The sequence below is a fragment of the Streptococcus sp. 2579 genome, assembly GCF_013277195.1.
Lineage (GTDB): Bacteria > Bacillota > Bacilli > Lactobacillales > Streptococcaceae > Streptococcus.
This window is the reverse complement of sequence record NZ_VMMM01000008.1, coordinates 24788-44361: the sequence shown is the minus strand read 5'-3', so window position 1 is coordinate 44361 and position 19574 is coordinate 24788. Positions and strand designations below refer to the sequence as shown.

Below are 19574 nucleotides of genomic sequence, written 5' to 3'. Positions count from 1 at the left end.
GTTATGGTATTTACAGCAAAAAGTCCTAAAATTAATATTGAAGAAGTTCGTGCCTTATCAAAATTAGAAGGTCAAGCTTTGGAGAGAAAATCACAGCGCGATCAAGAGCTAGAAGCCATTATACGTGGAGAAGACCAGCGAATTCTCTTGGTAATTGGGCCATGCTCATCTGATAATGAAGAAGCTGTCCTTGAGTACGCTAAGCGTTTGGCAGCTTTGCAAGAAGAAGTAGCAGACCGTATCTTTATGGTTATGCGTGTTTACACTGCTAAACCGCGTACCAACGGAGATGGCTATAAGGGCTTGATTCACCAGCCTAACGCGACAGAAGCGCCTAGTCTTATCAATGGAATTAAGGCTGTTCGCCATCTTCATTATCGTGTCATCACGGAAACCGGTATGACAACAGCTGATGAAATGCTTTATCCTGAAAATCTGCCGCTTGTAGATGATTTGATTTCTTATATGGCGGTTGGTGCCCGTTCAGTTGAAGACCAGCAACACCGCTTTGTGGCAAGTGGGGCAGGATTTTCTACTGGTTTTAAAAATCCAACCTCTGGAAATCTCAATGTCATGTTTAATGGGATTTATGCTGCTCAAAACAAACAAAGTTTCCTTTTCCTAGGAAAAGAAGTGGAAACAACTGGGAACCCGCTTTCGCACGCTATTCTTCGTGGTGCTCTTAATGAGTATGGAAAAAATATTCCCAACTACTATTATGACAATTTAATTGATACCATTGCCCAGTATGAGAAAATGAGCTTGGAAAATCCTTTTATCATCATTGATACCAATCATGACAACTCTGGTAAGCAATACATGGATCAGATTCGAATTGTCCGCCAGACCTTGATTAACCGTGCTTGGAATGAAAAAATCAAGCAGTTCGTTCGTGGTTTTATGATTGAGTCTTATCTGGAAGATGGTCGACAAAATGAGCCAGAAGTATTTGGTAAGTCTATCACAGACCCTTGCCTGGGTTGGGATAACACAGAAGCTCTTGTCAGAGAAATTTACAAAACGTTAGGAGAATAAGATGGCATTTAGTGAAAAAGGTCAAGAAATCGATATGGAAGTCATCAAGGCTGAAACCCAATTGTCTGCGGAAGCCTTGAGACTCAAGGAAAGCCGTGATAGAGAATTGGCAGACATTATTTCAGGGGAAGATGACCGTATCCTCTTGGTGATTGGTCCTTGCTCTTCTGATAATGAAGAGGCGGTCTTGGAATATGCTCGCCGTTTATCCGCCTTGCAAAAGAAGGTAGCGGACAAGATTTTCATGGTTATGCGCGTGTATACTGCTAAGCCTCGTACCAATGGAGACGGCTATAAGGGCTTGGTGCACCAGCCAGATACTTCTAAGGCTCCAAGCCTGATTAACGGTTTGCAGGCTGTGCGCCAGTTGCACTACCGCGTGATTACAGAGACTGGTTTGACGACGGCAGATGAGATGCTTTATCCGTCAAATCTAATCTTGGTGGATGACTTGGTCAGCTATCATGCCGTTGGCGCTCGTTCTGTGGAAGACCAAGAGCACCGCTTTGTGGCTTCTGGGATTGATGCACCAGTAGGGATGAAAAATCCAACCTCTGGAAATTTGGGTGTTATGTTTAACGCCATCTATGCTGCTCAAAACAAGCAAACCTTCCTTTATCATGGGCAGGAAGTTGAGACTTCAGGTAATCCTTTATCCCATGTCATCCTCCGTGGAGCAGTTAACGAGTATGGCAATTATATGCCGAATTACTACTATGAAAACCTACTCCAAGCCATTGAACGCTATGAAACTATGGGACTTGAAAATCCCTTTATCCTCATCGACACCAACCATGATAACTCCGGCAAGCAATATATGGAGCAGATTCGAATTGTTCGTCAGACCTTGCAAAATCGTGATTGGAATGAGAAAATCAAAAAGACAGTTCGAGGCTTTATGATTGAATCTTACCTAGCAGATGGTCGCCAAAACCAACCAGAGGTCTTTGGTTGCTCTATTACTGACCCTTGCCTAGGTTGGGAAAATACAGAGGCCTTGGTAGAAGAGATTTACGCTACCTTGACAAAATAAGTGAAAAGGATGGAGTTGGGGAATCTCAACTCCTTTTGATGAGAATGATAGTTGGACACGGAATTGACATCGAAGAATTGGCTTCGATAGAAAGTGCAGTTACACGACATGAAGGATTTGCTAAGCGCGTGCTGACCGCTAAGGAAATGGAACGGTTTAACAGTCTTAAAGGGCGCAGGCAGATTGAATATTTGGCTGGTCGCTGGTCGGCTAAGGAGGCCTTTTCCAAGGCTCTGGGGACGGGCATTGGCAAGCTTGGTTTTCAGGATTTGGAAGTCTTGAACAATGAACGCGGAGCGCCTTATTTTAGTCAGTCACCATTTTTAGGGAAGATTTGGCTGTCTATCAGCCATACAGATCAGTTTGTGACAGCCAGTGTCATTTTGGAGGAAAATCATGAAAGCTAGTCCGCATAGACCAACCAAGGCTCTGATTCATCTGGGAGCTATTCGACAAAATATTCAGCAAATGGGGGCTCATATCCCTCAAGGAACGCTCAAATTTGCAGTAGTCAAGGCCAATGCCTATGGTCATGGAGCTGTTGCCGTTGCGACGGCTATTCAAGATGATGTTGATGGCTTTTGCGTTTCCAATATTGATGAAGCCATTGAACTCAGACAGGCTGGACTCAGCAAGAAAATCCTTATTTTAGGAGTTTCGGAGCTAGAAGCTGTTGCTCTAGCTAAAGAATACGACATCACCTTGACGGTGGCTGGACTGGAGTGGATTCAATCACTCTTAGATAAGGAAGCGGACCTAACTGGATTGACAGTCCACCTTAAGATTGACTCAGGAATGGGACGGATTGGTTTTAGAGAGGCCGGTGAGGCTGAGCAGGCTCAAGTTTTGCTCCAACAACATGGTGCTCGTGTTGAAGGGATTTTTACCCACTTTGCTACTGCTGATGAGGAATCAGATGACTATTTTAATGAGCAGTTGGAACGGTTTAAAACTATTTTAGCTAGTATGAAAGGTCTTCCAGAGCTGGTTCATGCCAGTAATTCTGCAACGACTCTTTGGCATGCAGAGACTATTTTCAATGCGGTCCGTATGGGAGATGCTATGTATGGCCTTAACCCTAGTGGAGAGGTTTTGGACTTGCCTTATGACTTGACTCCAGCCTTGACCTTGGAATCTGCCTTGGTTCACGTCAAGACAGTTCCAGCTGGGGCTTGCATGGGCTATGGAGCGACATATCAAGCGGATAGCGAGCAAGTCATCGCGACCGTGCCAATCGGCTATGCGGATGGTTGGACACGAGACATGCAGAATTTCTCTGTCTTGGTAGATGGGAAAGCTTGCCCAATTGTCGGCAGGGTTTCGATGGACCAGATCGCTATTCGATTACCTAAGCCTTACCCACTCGGAACTAAGGTAACCTTGATTGGCTCCGACGGAGATAAGGAAATCACTGCAACTCAGGTAGCGACCTACCGTGGGACTATTAACTATGAAGTGGTTTGTCTCCTCAGCGACCGCATTCCGAGAGAATATTATTAGAAAAGAAAGGAGTGGAGCATGAATCTACATCAACCCTTGCATGTCTTACCTGGTGTGGGACCAAAGTCAGCAGAAAAATACGCCAAACTAGGAATTGAAAATTTGCAAGATCTCTTGCTCTACTTTCCTTTCCGTTATGAAGACTTTAAGACCAAGCAAGTGCTGGAGCTGGAAGACGGGGAGAAGGCAGTCCTATCTGGTCAAGTCGTGACTCCTGCCAGTATTCAGTATTATGGTTTCAAGCGCAATCGTCTGCGCTTTAGCCTCAAGCAGGGAGAAGTCGTTTTTGCCGTGAACTTCTTTAACCAACCCTACCTAGCTGATAAGATAGAGTTGGGAGCAACCCTTGCTGTCTTTGGAAAATGGGACCGCGCCAAGGCTAGTCTGACTGGGATGAAGGTCCTGGCTCAGGTGGAAGATGACCTCCAACCTGTCTATCGCTTGGCTCAGGGAATCAGTCAGGCCAGTCTGGTCAAAGTTATCAAGACAGCCTTTGATCAGGGACTGGACCTCTTGATAGAAGAAAATCTTCCCCAGTCTTTGCTGGACAAATACAAACTCATGTCCCGTTGTCAGGCCGTTCGTGCCATGCATTTCCCCAAGGATTTGGCGGAATACAAGCAGGCCCTTCGCCGTATTAAATTTGAGGAACTCTTTTACTTCCAAATGCAATTGCAGACGCTTAAGTCTGAAAATAGAGTTCAGGGAAGCGGTCTGGTTCTGGATTGGTCTCAGGAAAAAGTGACAGAAGTCAAAGAAAGGCTGCCTTTTGCCTTGACCCCAGCTCAAGAAAAGAGTTTGCAGGAAATTTTAACCGATATGAAGTCCGACCACCACATGAATCGTCTTTTGCAAGGGGATGTGGGGAGCGGAAAAACGGTGGTCGCTGGCTTGGCCATGTTTGCGACAGTGACAGCAGGCTACCAGGCAGCCCTCATGGTACCAACAGAAATCCTCGCAGAGCAACACTTTGAGAGTCTACAGAGTCTCTTCCCAGCCCTAAAACTGGCTCTCTTGACAGGTTCCTTGAAAGCTGCAGAAAAGAGAGAAGTCTTGGAGACCATTGCCAAGGGCGAGGCTGATTTGATTATCGGAACTCACGCTCTGATTCAGGATGGAGTAGATTATGCTCGTCTTGGATTGATTATCATCGATGAGCAGCACCGTTTTGGTGTGGGACAAAGGCGTATTTTACGGGAAAAAGGGGACAATCCTGATGTCCTCATGATGACGGCGACTCCCATTCCACGGACGCTGGCCATCACAGCCTTTGGTGATATGGATGTTTCCATTATCGACCAGATGCCAGCAGGGCGGAAGCCTATTGTGACGCGCTGGATCAAGCATGAGCAACTACCTCAGGTCTTGACTTGGTTAGAGGGGGAAATTCAAAAAGGTTCACAAGCCTATGTCATCTCTCCCTTGATTGAAGAATCAGAAGCTCTGGATCTGAAAAATGCTATTGCCTTATCAGAAGAGTTGACGGCTCATTTTGCAGGAAAGGCAGAGGTGGCTCTTCTACATGGTAAGATGAAGAGTGACGAAAAAGACCAGATTATGCAGGAGTTCAAAGAGAGAAAAACAGATATTCTGGTTTCGACAACGGTTATTGAGGTTGGGGTCAACGTTCCCAATGCGACCGTCATGATTATCATGGATGCGGATCGCTTCGGACTCAGCCAGCTTCACCAGCTTAGAGGTCGTGTCGGTCGGGGAGACAAGCAGTCCTATGCTGTTCTCGTTGCCAATCCCAAGACTGATTCTGGGAAAGACCGCATGCGCATCATGACAGAAACGACCAATGGATTTGTTCTTGCTGAGGAAGATTTGAAAATGCGTGGTTCTGGTGAGATTTTTGGAACCAGACAGTCAGGACTTCCAGAATTCCAAGTGGCTGATATTATCGAAGATTTTCCGATTTTAGAAGAAGCCAGAAAGGTTGCTAGCTACATTAGTTCGATAGAAGGCTGGCAAGAGGATCCAGAGTGGCGCATGATTGCCCTTCATTTGGAAAAGAAAGAACATCTAGATTAATACTCTTCGAAAATCAAATTCAAACCACGTTAACTTCGCCTTGCCGTACTCAAGTACAGCCTGCGGCTAGTTTCCTAGTTTGCTCTTTGATTTTCATTGAGTATAAGCTTTCTATAAGGAAATCTTAAGCTAGCTTTCAGGTTTGGCCCTTATACTAGAGTCATCAAAAAGAAGCGAGGACTCTCACATGACAGTAACGATTAAAGTAAATTACCCAAGCACTTTTCAAAAGAAAGAAGCAACAAAATAAGCTTGAATAGGAGAAGAAGAGCGGAACTGCTCTTTTTTCGTTTCTAAAACTACTTTCAGTCAATAGGCTTGAAGGAGGAAAAGCTAAATGCACTTTCTATTTACCCTTCTTTCTTGCATTGATTACATAGATATGCTACAGTTGTGGTAGCGATTACAAAATAAAAGGAGCATGCTATGAAAAATCCAACTTTGTTAGAAGAAATGAAGACTTATCTAGGAAGGGATGAGGTTCCAGAGGACTTTGATGCTTTCTGGGATGAGGAAGTGAAAAAAGTCTCAACTCTTCCATACTACCACTTGGAGGAAAGAGATTTCCACATTCCTCAAGTCAAGTGCTATGAGTTAACATTTGAAGGAAGCAAGGAAGGCAAGGTCTATGCACGCGTCGTTCTTCCAAAGAGTGAGAAGAAGGTTCCGCTAATCTTCCATTTCCATGGTTATATGGGACGTGGCTGGGACTGGGCCGACATGCTAGCCTTCACCGTGGCTGGTTACGGTGTTGTTTCCATGGATGTTCGAGGTCAGTCAGGTTACTCACAAGACGGCTTGCGTTCTCCTCTAGGAAATACGGTTAAGGGGCATATCATCCGTGGTGCTGTGGAAGGTCGGGATCACCTCTTTTATAAGGATGTTTATCTGGATATTTACCAGTTGGTCGAAATTGTTGCTAGTCTGTCTCAGGTTGATGAGAAGCGTCTTTCTAGCTATGGTGCCTCACAAGGAGGGGCTTTGGCCTTGGTTGCAGCAGCGCTCAATCCTCGAATTCAGAAAACAGTTGCCATCTATCCCTTCTTGTCAGACTTCAGACGAGTGCTTGAGATTGGTAATACTAGCGAAGCTTACGACGAACTTTTCCGTTATTTCAAGTTTCACGACCCCTTCCATGAAACAGAGGAGGAAATCATGGCGACCCTGGCCTATATCGATGTGAAAAATCTTGCCCATCGTATCAAGGGTGAGGTTAAGATGATTACGGGCTTGGACGATGATGTTTGCTATCCTATTACCCAGTTTGCGATTTACAACCGTCTGACCTGCGATAAAGCCTATCGCATCATGCCTGAGTATGCCCACGAAGCCATGAATGTATTTGTCAATGACCAAGTCTACAACTGGCTTTGTGGTAGTGAAATTCCTTTTAAGTATGTGAAGTGATGAATGAGAGAGCCTAGTAGCTCTCTTTTTGTATAGAGTCTAGTCAGCAAATATTCTAGTTCATATATACTTTGAAATTCATACTCTTAGAAAATCTCTTCAAACCACGTCAGCTTCGCCTCGCTGTGCGTATGGTTACTGACTTCGTCAGCTTCATCTACAACCTCAAAAACGTGTTTTGAGCTGACTTCGTCAGTTTCATCTACAACCTCAAAACAGTGTTTTGAGCAACCTGCGGCTAGCTTCCTAGCTTGGTCTTTGATTTTCATTGAGTATAAAAACAAATGAATCTCTGTTTTCTTTTTATGGACTATAAATGTTCAGCTGAAACTACTTTTAAGGAGATTATTATATAAAAGAGTTTCTTGAAACTAAAATCTATTATATCACACTGTATTGAAAGCGTTTTAAAAATGAGGTATAATAAATTTGCTAACACTTATAAAAAGTGATAGAATCTTATCTTTATGTATATTTAAAGATAGATTGCTGTAAAAATAGTAGCAGCTATGCGAAATGACAGATAGAGAGAAGGGATTGAAGCTTAGAAAAGGGGAATAATATGATATTTAAGGCATTCAAGACAAAAAAGCAGAGAAAAAGACAAATTGAACTACTTTTGACAGTTTTTTTCGACAGTTTTCTGATTGATTTATTTCTTCACTTATTTGGGATTGTCCCCTTTAAGCTGGATAAGATTCTGATTGTGAGCTTGATTATATTTCCCATTATTTCTACAAGTATTTATGCTTATGAAAAGCTATTTGAAAAAGTGTTCGATAAGGATTGAGCAGGAAGTATGGTGTAAATAGCATAAGCTGATGTCCATCATTTGCTTATAAAGAGATATTTTAGTTTAATTGCAGCGGTGTCCTGGTAGATAAACTAGATTGGCAGGAGTCTGATTGGAGAAAGGAGAGGGGAAATTTGGCACCAATTTGAGATAGTTTGTTTAGTTCATTTTTGTCATTTAAATGAACTGTAGTAAAAGAAAGTTAAGAAAAGACAAACTAAGTGCATTTTCTGGAGTAAATGTCTTATTTCAGAAATCGGGATATAGATATAGAGAGGAACAGTATGAATCGGAATGTTCAAGAACGTAAGTGTCGTTATAGCATTAGGAAACTATCGGTAGGAGCGGTTTCTATGATTGTGGGAGCAGTGGTGTTTGGAACGTCTCCTGTTTTAGCTCAAGAAGGGGCGAGTGAGCAACCTCTGGCAAATGAAACTCAACTTTCGGGGGGGGGGAGCTCAACCCTAACTGATACAGAAAAGAGCCAGCCTTCTGAGGAAGGAGAAAATATAACTCTTCCTGCAGAGCATGTAGAGTCTGTTTCAGAGACTGAACTTTCTGGCAATGAGCAAGAACAAGAAAGGGAAGATAAGCAAGAAGAAAAAATTCCAAGAGATTACTATGCACGAGATTTGGAAAATGTCGAAACAGTGATAGAAAAAGATGACTTAGAGACGAATGATTCAAATGGAAAAAGAGTAGACTTGTCTGATGAATTAGAGAAAGTAAAGGGACTCCAAAATGCAACTGTTCATGTGGAGTTCAAACCGGCTGCTGATGGTCCTAGTTTTTACAATCTCTTTTCTGCTTCCAGTACAACTAAAGTAAATGAGTACTTTACAATGGCAATCAATAATGGGACAGCTTTGATAGAGGGACGTGGAGCTGATGGTAGCCAATTTTATGGAAGTTATACAGATGCGCCTTTGAAGATTAGACCAGGCAAGTATAATTCGGTTACTTTTACTGTTGAAAGACCAAGAAAGGATAGTCCAAATGGTCAGGTTCGTCTTTATGTGAATGGTGTATTATCTCGTACGAATAAAAAGTCAGGGAAATTCCTGGCAGACATGCCAGATGTGGATAAACTCCAGTTAGGTGCAACTAATAGAGCAGGAGAACTGAAGTGGGGCTCAGATCTGTCTATTCGTAATCTGACTGTATACAATCGTGCTCTAACTCCAGAGGAAGTCAAAAAACGTAGCCAGTTATTTGATGTAACAGATATTGAACCATCACTTCCTGAAGGAGCTGTCTTGACAGAAAAGCAAGAGTTGTTTATGAGTGGTGTCAATGATAAGCCAAATAGTGAAGGAATTAAGAGTTATCGGATTCCAGCTTTGCTACGTACGGATAAAGGAACATTACTAGCAGGAGCAGATCAGCGTCGTCTCCACCATTCTGATTGGGGAGATATTGCTATGGTCGTTAGGAGAAGTGAGGATGGGGGAACTACTTGGCAGCCAACCTTAACCTTGACCAACCTGCGAGACAATCCAGAAGCAAAAGATCCGCAGGCACCATCTCCACTTAATATCGATATGGTCTTGGTTCAAGATCATACCACAAAGAGAATTTTTTCAATCTACGATATGTTTCCAGAGGGTCGAGCTGTCTTTGGAATGCCAAACAAACCTCAAAAAGCTTATCAACAAGTTGGAGACAAGCACTATCAATTACTATATAAACAAGGGGAAAATCAAGCATATACTGTTCGAGAAAACGGAGAAGTATATGATGCAAATAATCAAAAAACAGATTATCGCGTTGTAGTGGATCCAAAAGAAGAAGCCTACAGAGATAAGGGTGACCTCTATAAAGGAGAAGAGCTTCTTGGGAATATCTACTTTGCTCCATCTGCTAAAAATCCATTTCGTGTAGCCTATACGAGCTATTTGTGGCTTTCCTATAGTGATGATGATGGGAAAACTTGGTCGAAACCAAGAGATATTACACCATCAATTCGCCAAGATTGGATGAAATTTTTAGGAACAGGTCCAGGTACAGGAATTGTGCTTAGAACAGGAGAGCACAAGGGTCGTATCCTAGTTCCTACTTATACCACCAACGCTATCTCCCATCTAAGCGGATCTCAGTCTTCTCGTTTGATTTATTCAGATGACCATGGAGAAACATGGCAGGCTGGAGCTGCTGTTAATGATGATAGGACAGTAGGCAGAAGGAAAATTCATTCCTCAACTATGAATAATAGTCCTGCCCAAAATACAGAGTCAGTTGCTGTACAGTTAAATAATGGTGATGTGAAACTCTTTATGAGAGGATTAACGGGTTATTTACAGGTTGCCACAAGTAAAGATGGTGGGCAAACTTGGGACAAGGAAATCAAGAGATACAATCAGGTTAAAGATGTTTATGTCCAAATGGCTGCTATTCACACCATGCACGAAGGAAAAGAATACATCATTTTAACCAATTCAGGAGGACCTAAACGGACGAATGGAATGGCTCATTTGGCTCGTGTAGAGGACAACGGAGACTTGACTTGGTTACATCATAGACCAATTCAAAAAGGAGAGTTTGCCTATAATTCGCTTCAAGAATTAGGAAACGGTGAGTATGGTATCTTGTATGAACATACTGAAAAAGGACAAAATGCCTATACCCTATCATTTAGAAAATTTAACTGGGAATTTTTAACAAAAGATCCGGTATATCCAACAAGTGTAACTATCAGGGAAGTTCGTAAATTGGAAACAGAAGAAGAGGATGCAGAACAAGGCATCTTAGCTATGCAATTTGATTCTGAGGTACTAGTGAATTCTATTCCGACTTTGACTTTAGCGAATGGACACAAAGCTACCTTTTTGACACAAGCAGATCAAAAAACTCTACTTTTCACCTTTAATAAAGAAGATGCAGGTCAAGAAATTACAGGTCTACTGGTCGGTAGAATTGACAGTATGCATGACTTACCAGTTACACTAGCTGGTAGTAGAATTCCTGAAGATGCGAAAGAAAATCCTGTCGATACCATGAATACAGTAAGAGAAAATGTATCTGAGGAGATGACAGAAAGGAAGTCAGAGAAGAATCAAGTGTCTATGGAGCCTTCAGACAGAATAGTAGCAAACTCTCCTCTTACTTCTCTTGCTCCTCGTTACCTCCAATCTTATGTAGGAGATGTTATTAAAACTGAGACTAAAGTTCCAATAACGACTGGTTGGAAGCAAGAAAATGGTGCGTGGTATTTTTATACATCTGCTGGTGAAGTGGTGAAAGGCTGGCATCAGGAAGCGGGTAAATGGTACTACTTGAGTTCTACTGGTGCGATGGCAACTGGTTGGGTCAGAGATGGTAACCAATGGTATTATTTGAGTGAGAGCGGAGCAATGTCTACTGGCTGGGTTGAATCCAGTGGTGTGTGGTACTATCTCAATGCTAATGGTTCAATGGCAACTGGTTGGATAAAAGATGGAGACCATTGGTACTATCAGGAATCATCTGGTGCAATGAAGGTAAATCAATGGTTCCAAGTTGGAGACAAATGGTACTATGTTAATGAAAGCGGAAGATTAGCGGTTAATACTATAGTAGATGGTTATCAAGTTAACTCCAATGGGGAGTGGGTCAACTACTAGAACCTTGGATGTTGATGAATAACTGAGACACGTTTTGTCCGTCATAGAGATTAAAAGTTTATTTAGATAGTTTTAGTAGAAATTTCTACTCTAAGAAAAAATCAATTTAGATGAGCTCCTATTGCCGGGTAAATGACTTGCTAGTCGTAAATAAACTGTATATTTCTGACTGGATACTAATAGTCGCAACTTAACAGTTCACTTTAAGTGTTAAAATGCATATAGCTAGCTATTGGTTATATGCGTTTTTGTTTTTAATTATTTTATTTCTTGTCTTGGAATATAGGTAAAGTTATAGTAAAATAAAATTCTGTAAATCATATTGGTAGATATACAAGAAGAGTGTATTGTTGACAATACAGCACATAGAATCCAATATGTCCTTATACTCAAAAAATCAAAGAGCAAATTAGGAAGTTAGCCGTAGCCTGCTCAAAACACCGTTTTGAGGTTGCAGATATAACTGACGAAGTCAGCTCAAGACACTGTTTTGAGGTTGTAGATGAAACTGACGAAGTCAGCTCAAGACACTGTTTTGAGGTTGTAGATGAAACTGACGAAGTCAGTAACATATACACGGCAAGGCTGACCTAGTTTGAAGAGTATGGATCAATCATAACTTATTTGAAGATTTTAAAAGATTGTAAGCTATTATATCTGGATAAATAAGTATTAGAAACTAAAGTGAGGAAAAAGATGTTTTTATATTTAAAAGGTTTAGGAAAATTTCGTATCGCTAACACCAGACGGCTATAGAGTGAACGAGTACGGGGAATGGATCAACTGAACTTGCTTTATGGCATATTGACGAGAAAGCTAGGAGTATAAAAACACTAGAATTCATAGTCTAGGAAGTGGTAAGAGTTCTCTAAAACGGTTGATTTTGTAATCTTTTTTGTAAAATAGAGTCTTTAATAAATAATATGAGCAAGATATATCTCTTTGCAAGTGATTAGGGTCAATAGTTTTTAACTTTCTCACTTCTTTTCCGAATAAATAGATAGAACCATAGAATCTAGCAAAATTAGATTTAAAACTATGGTATAATAGAAGGAGGAAAAGGATGATTCTAAGACATCCGGGCATTAGCCCGACCAATGACTTGGTTGCTAAGAAAATTTTCAGCAACCCAGAAATCACTTGTCAATTTATTCGCGATATGCTGGACTTGCCAGCCAAAAATGTAACCATTTTAGAGGGAAGCAATATTCACGTTTTGCCTTCCCTACCCTACTCGGCACAGGATTTCTATACCAGTATAGACGTCTTGGCAGAGTTAGACAATGGGACACAAGTTATTATTGAGATTCAGGTACATCATCAGAATTTTTTCATCAATCGCCTGTGGGCTTACTTGTGTAGTCAGGTCAATCAAAATCTCGAAAAAATTCGTCAACGAGAAGGTGATACCCACCAGAGTTACAAGCATATCGCACCAGTATACGCTATCGCTATCGTGGACAGTAATTATTTTCAAGATGACTTAGCTTTTCATAGCTTTAGCATGCGCGAGGATACGACAGGTGAGGTCTTAACCATCACAAATAACGGTCAAGCAAACCATCTAGTCAAGATGGCATTCTTGGAATTAAAAAAATACAGAGAAACCAGCAAAGATAGCATTCGCAAACCGTGGTTGGAGTTTTTTGGGAACAAACCCTTTACCCAGCGCCCCGAGCGAGCCATCAGCCAAGCAGATCAACTGCTGGACTACAAGAGCTGGTCCGAGGAGGACAGGAAAATGTTTAGTCAACTACGTATGCGAGAAGAACAAGCCTTGTTAGCACAGGACTATGCCTTGGAACAAGCTGAAGAAAAAGGGTTGGAGAGAGGTCGGGCAGAAGGACTTGAACGTGGAAAACTTTTTGCCTTTCTGGATATGGTTCGCCAAGGACTTCTGACTTCCGAGGTTGCCAGTCAGCAGTTGGGTATGTCAGTATCTGAGTTTGAGGCGTTGTTGTAAGATCAGCAATAATAGACAAGAAAACCATCTGGTTAAGATGGCATTCTTGGAATTAAAAAACTCTAGGCACAAAATCTTAAAAAACACAAACACGCATAGTATCAGGTATTGAACAAGCTTGATACTATGCGTTTTATAGTGCATTGAATCTATATTAGGACACTACAATTCTTAAATCATTGTTAGAAATTAGTTTGAATTTTCCAATCAATTTATTCGATTTTTACATCATTGCATTATATCATGCGACTATTAACCTTGTTTTCTCCTAAAATTGACTTTCTTGTTTTTTTATCTTGTCCACTCGAAACAGGTCTTGCAAGAAATCTACTTATTTTTGAAAGTACTTTTAATGTAGTTGATATAGTTAAAAAGATTTGAAACTAAATTCCAAATTAGAAAAAGGCTTGAAATACTAAAAAAAAAAAGTATACTCTAATTGAAAACGGTAACAAAACTAATTTAGAGTATTTCTCTCTTAAAAGTTCTTGGTGAAACGAGATGTAGAAAGGAGATTTAGCCAAAGAGTCTATTAGTGCTAGAATAATAGATTAGAATTATTTTAGAAAAACTAATACTCAATGAAAATCAAAGAGCAAACTAGGAAACTAGCCGCAGGCTGTACTTGAGTACGGCAAGGCGACGTTGACGCAGTTTGAATTTGATTTTCGAAGAGTATAAGTGAGCAGCTTATAAATTCAATTCCCCAAATAGATTCATACCAGTATCTTTTGCAAAAATAAAGGGCGACTTCCTTCATGAATATCAATTTCATCTATAAGGAAGGTAGCTCATTGAACTAACTTATTTGTTCTGTTTGTCGCTAGAAAAATCAGACCTCCTTGTGAAGATTGAGGAGGTACTGAATGAAAATCAAAGAAGAAACTAGCAAGCTAGTAGCAGATTGCCCAAAACACCGCTTTGAGATTGTAGATAAGACTGACCTATATAATCCAAGGTGAAGCGACTGTGGTTTGAGGAAATTTTCAAAGAGTATAGGCTAGAGAGTGTTGTGTTTTTATGTCCTTCTAGTAGAAAATGCTAGACAGAAGAATGGGGAACTTGGATAGGAAAAAGAGATTGAGAAAGGAGGTTAAAAGAGATGATTATTACAAAAATTAGCCGTTTAGGAACTTATGTGGGAGTAAATCCACATTTTGTAACATTAATAGATTTTCTAGGAAAAACAGGACTAGAAAATTTAACAGAAGGTTCGATTGCTATCGATGGAGATCGATTGTTTGGGAATTGCTTTACTTATCTAGCAGATGGTCAAGCAGGGGCTTTCTTTGAAACACACCAAAAATATTTGGATATTCATTTAGTTTTGGAAAACGAAGAAGCCATGGCTGTTACATCGCCGGAAAATGTAAACGTTACCCAAGAATATGATGAAGAGAAGGATATTGAATTATACACAGGGAAAGTGGAACAGTTGGTTCATTTGAGAGCTGGCGAATACCTCATCACTTTTCCAGAAGATTTACATCAACCCAAGGTTCGTATAAATGATGAACCTGTGAAAAAAGTTGTCTTTAAAGTTGCGATTTCTTAATGTAGAAAGGGAAGAACGATGAAAAAAATGAGAAAGTTTTTATGTCTAGCTGGAGTTGCGCTAGCAGCCGTTGCCTTGGTAGCTTGTTCAGGAAAAAAAGAAGCTACAACTAGTACTGAACCACCGACAGAATTATCTGGTGAGATTACAATGTGGCACTCCTTTACTCAAGGCCCCCGTTTAGAAAGTATTCAAAAATCAGCAGATGCTTTCATGCAAAAGCATCCGAAAACGAAAATCAAGATTGAAACATTTTCTTGGAATGACTTCTATACTAAATGGACTACAGGTTTAGCAAATGGAAATGTGCCAGATATTAGTACAGCTCTTCCTAACCAAGTAATGGAAATGGTCAACTCAGATGCTTTGGTTCCGCTAAATGATTCTATCAAGCGTATTGGACAGGATAAATTTAACGAAACTGCCTTAAATGAGGCAAAAATCGGAGATGATTACTACTCTGTTCCTCTTTATTCACATGCACAAGTCATGTGGGTTAGAACAGATTTGTTAAAAGAACATAATATTGAGGTTCCTAAAACTTGGGATCAACTCTATGAAGCTTCTAAAAAATTGAAAGAAGCTGGAGTTTATGGCTTGTCTGTTCCGTTCGGAACAAATGACTTAATGGCAACACGTTTCTTGAACTTCTACGTACGTAGTGGTGGGGGAAGCCTCTTAACAAAAGATCTTAAAGCAGACTTGACAAGCCAACTTGCTCAAGATGGTATTAAATACTGGGTTAAAATGTATAAAGAAATTTCACCTCAAGATTCTTTGAACTTTAATGTCCTTCAACAAGCTACCTTGTTCTATCAAGGAAAAACAGCATTTGACTTTAACTCTGGCTTCCATATTGGAGGAATCAATGCCAACAGTCCTCAATTGATTGATTCAATTGATGCTTATCCTATTCCAAAAATCAAAGAGTCTGATAAAGATCAAGGAATTGAAACCTCAAATATTCCAATGGTTGTTTGGAAAAATTCAAAACACCCAGAAGTTGCTAAAGCATTCTTAGAATCACTTTATAATGAAGAAGACTACGTTAAATTCCTTGATTCAACTCCAGTAGGTATGTTGCCAACTATTAAGGGGATTAGCGATTCTGCAGCCTATAAAGAAAATGAAACTCGTAAGAAATTTAAACATGCTGAAGAAGTAATTACTGAAGCTGTTAAAAAAGGTACTGCTATTGGTTATGAAAATGGACCAAGTGTACAAGCTGGTATGTTGACTAACCAACACATTATTGAACAAATGTTCCAAGATATCATTACAAATGGAACAGACCCTATGAAAGCAGCAAAAGAAGCAGAAAAACAATTAAATGATTTATTTGAGGCTGTTCAGTAGATGTAAAAGACTAGAAAATAGGTGGGCTAGTGAGCTGAAAAGCCCTAGCCCAATCTTGTAAAAGAAGGGAGAAGGAGAATGGTTAAAGAACGTAATTTAACTCGCTGGATATTTGTTTTGCCAGCTATGATTATCGTAGGATTACTCTTTGTTTATCCGTTTTTCTCGAGTATTTTTTATAGCTTTACCAATAAGCATTTGATTATGCCCAATTATAAATTTGTTGGTTTAGCTAACTATAAAGCTGTGCTATCAGATCCCAACTTCTTTAATGCGTTCTTTAATTCAATTAAGTGGACCATTTTCTCATTAGTTGGTCAAGTTTTAGTAGGGTTTGTATTGGCTTTAGCTCTTCACAGAGTACGCCACTTCAAGAAATTATATAGGACCTTATTGATTGTTCCTTGGGCATTTCCTACAATCGTTATTGCCTTCTCTTGGCAATGGATTCTAAACGGGGTTTATGGCTATTTACCTAATCTAATCGTAAAATTAGGTTTAATGGAACATACGCCTGCATTTTTGACAGATAGTACATGGGCATTCCTATGTTTGGTGTTTATCAACATTTGGTTTGGAGCGCCGATGATTATGGTTAATGTGCTTTCAGCTTTGCAAACAGTACCCGAAGAACAATTTGAGGCTGCTAAGATAGATGGTGCTTCAAGTTGGCAAGTTTTCAAATTTATCGTCTTTCCACATATTAAAGTGGTTGTAGGGCTTCTAGTTGTTTTGAGAACTGTATGGATCTTTAATAACTTTGATATCATCTATCTTATTACTGGTGGTGGACCGGCTAATGCCACAACGACGCTTCCAATTTTTGCTTACAACCTAGGGTGGGGAACTAAATTGTTGGGTCGTGCTTCAGCAGTCACAGTATTGCTCTTTATCTTCTTGGTGGCGATTTGCTTTATCTACTTTGCTATCATCAGTAAGTGGGAAAAGGAGGGTAGAAAATAATGAAGAAGAAATCCGGTATTTATTTAGATATTCTCTCACATGTACTCTTGATTGGTGCGACCATTGTTGCAATTTTCCCATTGGTATGGATTATCATATCTTCTGTCAAGGGTAAAGGGGAATTAACTCAGTATCCAACACGATTTTGGCCTGAACAATTTACATTAGATTATTTCACTCATGTTATCAACGATTTGCACTTTATTGATAACATTCGAAATAGTTTAATCATTGCCTTAGCTACAACTGTTATTGCGATTATTATTTCTGCTATGGCAGCCTACGGTATTGTTCGATTCTTCCCTAAATTGGGAGCAATCATGTCAAGATTACTGGTCATTACCTACATTTTCCCACCAATTTTGTTAGCAATTCCCTATTCAATTGCCATTGCTAAAGTTGGGTTAACAAATAGTTTATTTGGCTTGATGATGGTTTATCTATCTTTTAGTGTTCCATATGCAGTTTGGCTCTTAGTTGGATTTTTCCAAACAGTTCCAATTGGAATTGAAGAAGCAGCTCGAATTGATGGTGCAAATAAATTTGTTACGTTTTATAAAGTTGTACTACCAATTGTAGCACCAGGTATTGTAGCAACAGCTATTTATACATTTATCAATGCCTGGAATGAATTCTTGTATGCCTTGATTTTGATTAACAATACAGGAAAGATGACAGTAGCAGTAGCCCTTCGATCACTTAATGGTTCAGAAATCTTAGACTGGGGAGATATGATGGCAGCATCTGTTATTGTAGTTCTTCCATCAATCATTTTCTTCTCTATCATCCAAAATAAGATTGCAAGTGGATTGTCAGAAGGATCTGTGAAGTAATACTCAATGAAAATCAAAGAGCAAACTAGGAAACTAGCCGCAGGTTGCTCAAAGTACAGCTTTGAGGTTGCAGATAAAACTGACGAAGTCAGCTCAAAACACGTTTTTGAGGCTGTAGATGAAGCTGACGAAGTCAGCTCAAAACATGTTTTTGAGGTTGTAGATGAAACTGACGAAGTCAGTAACCATACGCACAGCAAGGCGACGCTGACGTGGTTTGAAGAGATTTTTGAAGAGTATAAGTTAAAATTAGAAAGTTTATTCAATAATAAAGGAGAAAAAACATGGTTAAATACGGTGTTGTTGGAACAGGGTATTTTGGAGCTGAATTGGCTCGCTATATGCAAAAGAATGATGGAGCAGAGATTACTCTTCTCTATGATCCAGATAATGCAGAGGCAATTGCAGAAGAATTGGGAGCAAAAGTAGCAAGTTCCTTAGATGAGTTGGTTTCTAGCGATGAAGTCGATTGTGTTATTGTCGCAACTCCAAATAATCTTCATAAGGAACCGGTTATTAAGGCTGCACAGCATGGTAAAAATGTTTTCTGTGAAAAACCAATTGCGCTTTCTTATCAAGATTGTCGCGAGATGGTAGATGTATGTAAAGAAAACAATGTAACCTTCATGGCAGGACATATTATGAACTTCTTTAATGGTGTCCATCATGCAAAAGAACTCATTAATCAAGGAGTCATCGGAGACGTTCTATATTGTCACACAGCTCGTAATGGTTGGGAAGAACAACAACCGTCAGTATCATGGAAAAAAATTCGTGAAAAATCAGGTGGTCACTTGTATCACCACATCCATGAGTTGGATTGTGTTCAATTCCTTATGGGGGGCATGCCTGAGACTGTAACCATGACAGGTGGAAATGTAGCCCATGAAGGTGAACATTTCGGTGATGAAGATGATATGATTTTTGTCAATATGGAATTTTCTAATAAGCGTTTTGCCTTGTTAGAATGGGGGTCAGCTTATCGTTGGGGTGAACATTATGTCTTAATTCAAGGAACCAAAGGTGCCATCCGCTTAGACTTATTCAACTGTAAAGGAACTCTTAAGCTAGATGGACAAGAAAGTTATTTCTTGATTCACGAATCGCAAGAAGAAGATGATGATCGGACTCGTATCTATCATAGTACAGAGATGGATGGAGCAATTGCTTATGGTAAACCAGGTAAACGCACTCCATTATGGCTATCATCTGTCATTGATAAAGAAATGCGCTATCTGCATGAGATTATGCAAGGAGCTCCAGTATCAGAAGAATTTGCAAAACTATTGACAGGTGAAGCTGCCCTAGAAGCAATTGCTACTGCAGATGCTTGTACCCAGTCTATGTTTGAAGATCGCAAAGTAAAATTGTCAGAAATTGTAAACTAAATTTTGGTATTCTCCTATTATAGGTCGACTTGCTCCTCTGAAAGTACTTTTAGAGGAGCTGTTTGACTTGGCTAGTTTTTGAAACTGAAATCTATTATACTACAAACTGTTGAAA

The 19574-nt window shown here is 40.1% G+C and carries 16 protein-coding genes; 15 read left to right on the top strand and 1 reads right to left on the bottom strand.

Annotation, left to right across the window (positions count from 1 at the left end; all coding sequences use genetic code 11):
• Positions 1-3 precede the first annotated feature (3 nt).
• The 6 genes from HT725_RS05025 to HT725_RS05000 all read left to right on the top strand — a co-directional run bounded on the left by HT725_RS05025 (position 4) and on the right by HT725_RS05000 (position 7009).
• Positions 4-1035, top strand: coding sequence for a 3-deoxy-7-phosphoheptulonate synthase (locus HT725_RS05025; protein WP_173219741.1), 1032 nt, complete (start codon positions 4-6; stop codon positions 1033-1035).
• A gap of 1 nt (position 1036) precedes the next feature.
• On the top strand, positions 1037-2068 hold the full coding sequence (locus HT725_RS05020) for a 3-deoxy-7-phosphoheptulonate synthase (RefSeq protein WP_173219743.1): 1032 nt from the start codon (positions 1037-1039) through the stop codon (positions 2066-2068).
• A 44-nt stretch (positions 2069-2112) separates the two neighbouring features.
• Entirely contained in the window at positions 2113-2475 is a 363-nt protein-coding gene (acpS, locus tag HT725_RS05015) for a holo-ACP synthase (RefSeq protein ID WP_173253210.1), read from the top strand.
• Positions 2465-3568: an alanine racemase gene (gene alr / locus HT725_RS05010; RefSeq protein WP_173253170.1), complete on the top strand. Its 1104-nt coding sequence runs from the start codon at positions 2465-2467 to the stop codon at positions 3566-3568. Before acpS ends, alr begins: the two co-directional genes overlap by 11 nt.
• An 18-nt stretch (positions 3569-3586) precedes the next feature.
• A complete protein-coding gene (recG, locus tag HT725_RS05005; RefSeq protein WP_173253169.1) occupies positions 3587-5602 on the top strand; it encodes an ATP-dependent DNA helicase RecG in 2016 nt (671 codons plus the stop codon).
• Between the two features lie 426 nt (positions 5603-6028).
• The gene (locus HT725_RS05000) at positions 6029-7009 is read left to right on the top strand and encodes an acetylxylan esterase (RefSeq protein ID WP_173219755.1); all 981 of its coding nucleotides are present in this window, start codon (positions 6029-6031) and stop codon (positions 7007-7009) included.
• 86 nt (positions 7010-7095) lie between these two features.
• Here the strand turns inward: HT725_RS05000 and HT725_RS10225 are convergent, their stop codons facing one another.
• Positions 7096-7278, bottom strand: a complete 183-nt coding sequence (locus HT725_RS10225; protein ID WP_240149608.1) for a hypothetical protein — start codon at positions 7276-7278, stop codon at positions 7096-7098.
• Between the two features lie 293 nt (positions 7279-7571).
• Here HT725_RS10225 and HT725_RS04990 point away from each other — a divergent pair, with 293 nt between their 5' ends.
• The 9 genes from HT725_RS04990 to HT725_RS04950 all read left to right on the top strand — a co-directional run bounded on the left by HT725_RS04990 (position 7572) and on the right by HT725_RS04950 (position 19459).
• Positions 7572-7799 carry a hypothetical protein gene (locus HT725_RS04990; protein ID WP_000576348.1) on the top strand — a complete coding sequence of 76 codons (228 nt, stop codon included), beginning with the start codon at positions 7572-7574 and terminating at the stop codon, positions 7797-7799.
• 287 nt (positions 7800-8086) lie between these two features.
• Complete coding sequence (locus HT725_RS04985; protein WP_173253168.1) at positions 8087-11401, top strand: sialidase domain-containing protein; 3315 nt, start codon at positions 8087-8089, stop codon at positions 11399-11401.
• A 1063-nt stretch (positions 11402-12464) separates the two neighbouring features.
• On the top strand, positions 12465-13364 hold the full coding sequence (locus tag HT725_RS04980; RefSeq protein WP_173218885.1) for an Rpn family recombination-promoting nuclease/putative transposase: 900 nt from the start codon (positions 12465-12467) through the stop codon (positions 13362-13364).
• A gap of 1102 nt (positions 13365-14466) precedes the next feature.
• Positions 14467-14919, top strand: coding sequence for a YhcH/YjgK/YiaL family protein (locus HT725_RS04975; RefSeq protein ID WP_173253167.1), 453 nt, complete (start codon positions 14467-14469; stop codon positions 14917-14919).
• Between the two features lie 18 nt (positions 14920-14937).
• Positions 14938-16275, top strand: coding sequence for a sugar ABC transporter substrate-binding protein (locus tag HT725_RS04970; RefSeq protein ID WP_000738775.1), 1338 nt, complete (start codon positions 14938-14940; stop codon positions 16273-16275).
• Between the two features lie 78 nt (positions 16276-16353).
• On the top strand, positions 16354-17238 hold the full coding sequence (locus tag HT725_RS04965) for a sugar ABC transporter permease (protein WP_000237985.1): 885 nt from the start codon (positions 16354-16356) through the stop codon (positions 17236-17238).
• On the top strand, positions 17238-18071 hold the full coding sequence (locus HT725_RS04960; RefSeq protein ID WP_000730332.1) for a carbohydrate ABC transporter permease: 834 nt from the start codon (positions 17238-17240) through the stop codon (positions 18069-18071). The genes HT725_RS04965 and HT725_RS04960 overlap by 1 nt, the downstream gene beginning before the upstream one ends.
• Positions 18072-18077: 6 nt before the next feature.
• Positions 18078-18500: a hypothetical protein gene (locus tag HT725_RS10220; protein WP_240149607.1), complete on the top strand. Its 423-nt coding sequence runs from the start codon at positions 18078-18080 to the stop codon at positions 18498-18500.
• A complete protein-coding gene (locus tag HT725_RS04950) occupies positions 18413-19459 on the top strand; it encodes a Gfo/Idh/MocA family oxidoreductase (RefSeq protein ID WP_240149610.1) in 1047 nt (348 codons plus the stop codon). Before HT725_RS10220 ends, HT725_RS04950 begins: the two co-directional genes overlap by 88 nt.
• The last annotated feature ends 115 nt before the right edge of the window (positions 19460-19574 follow it).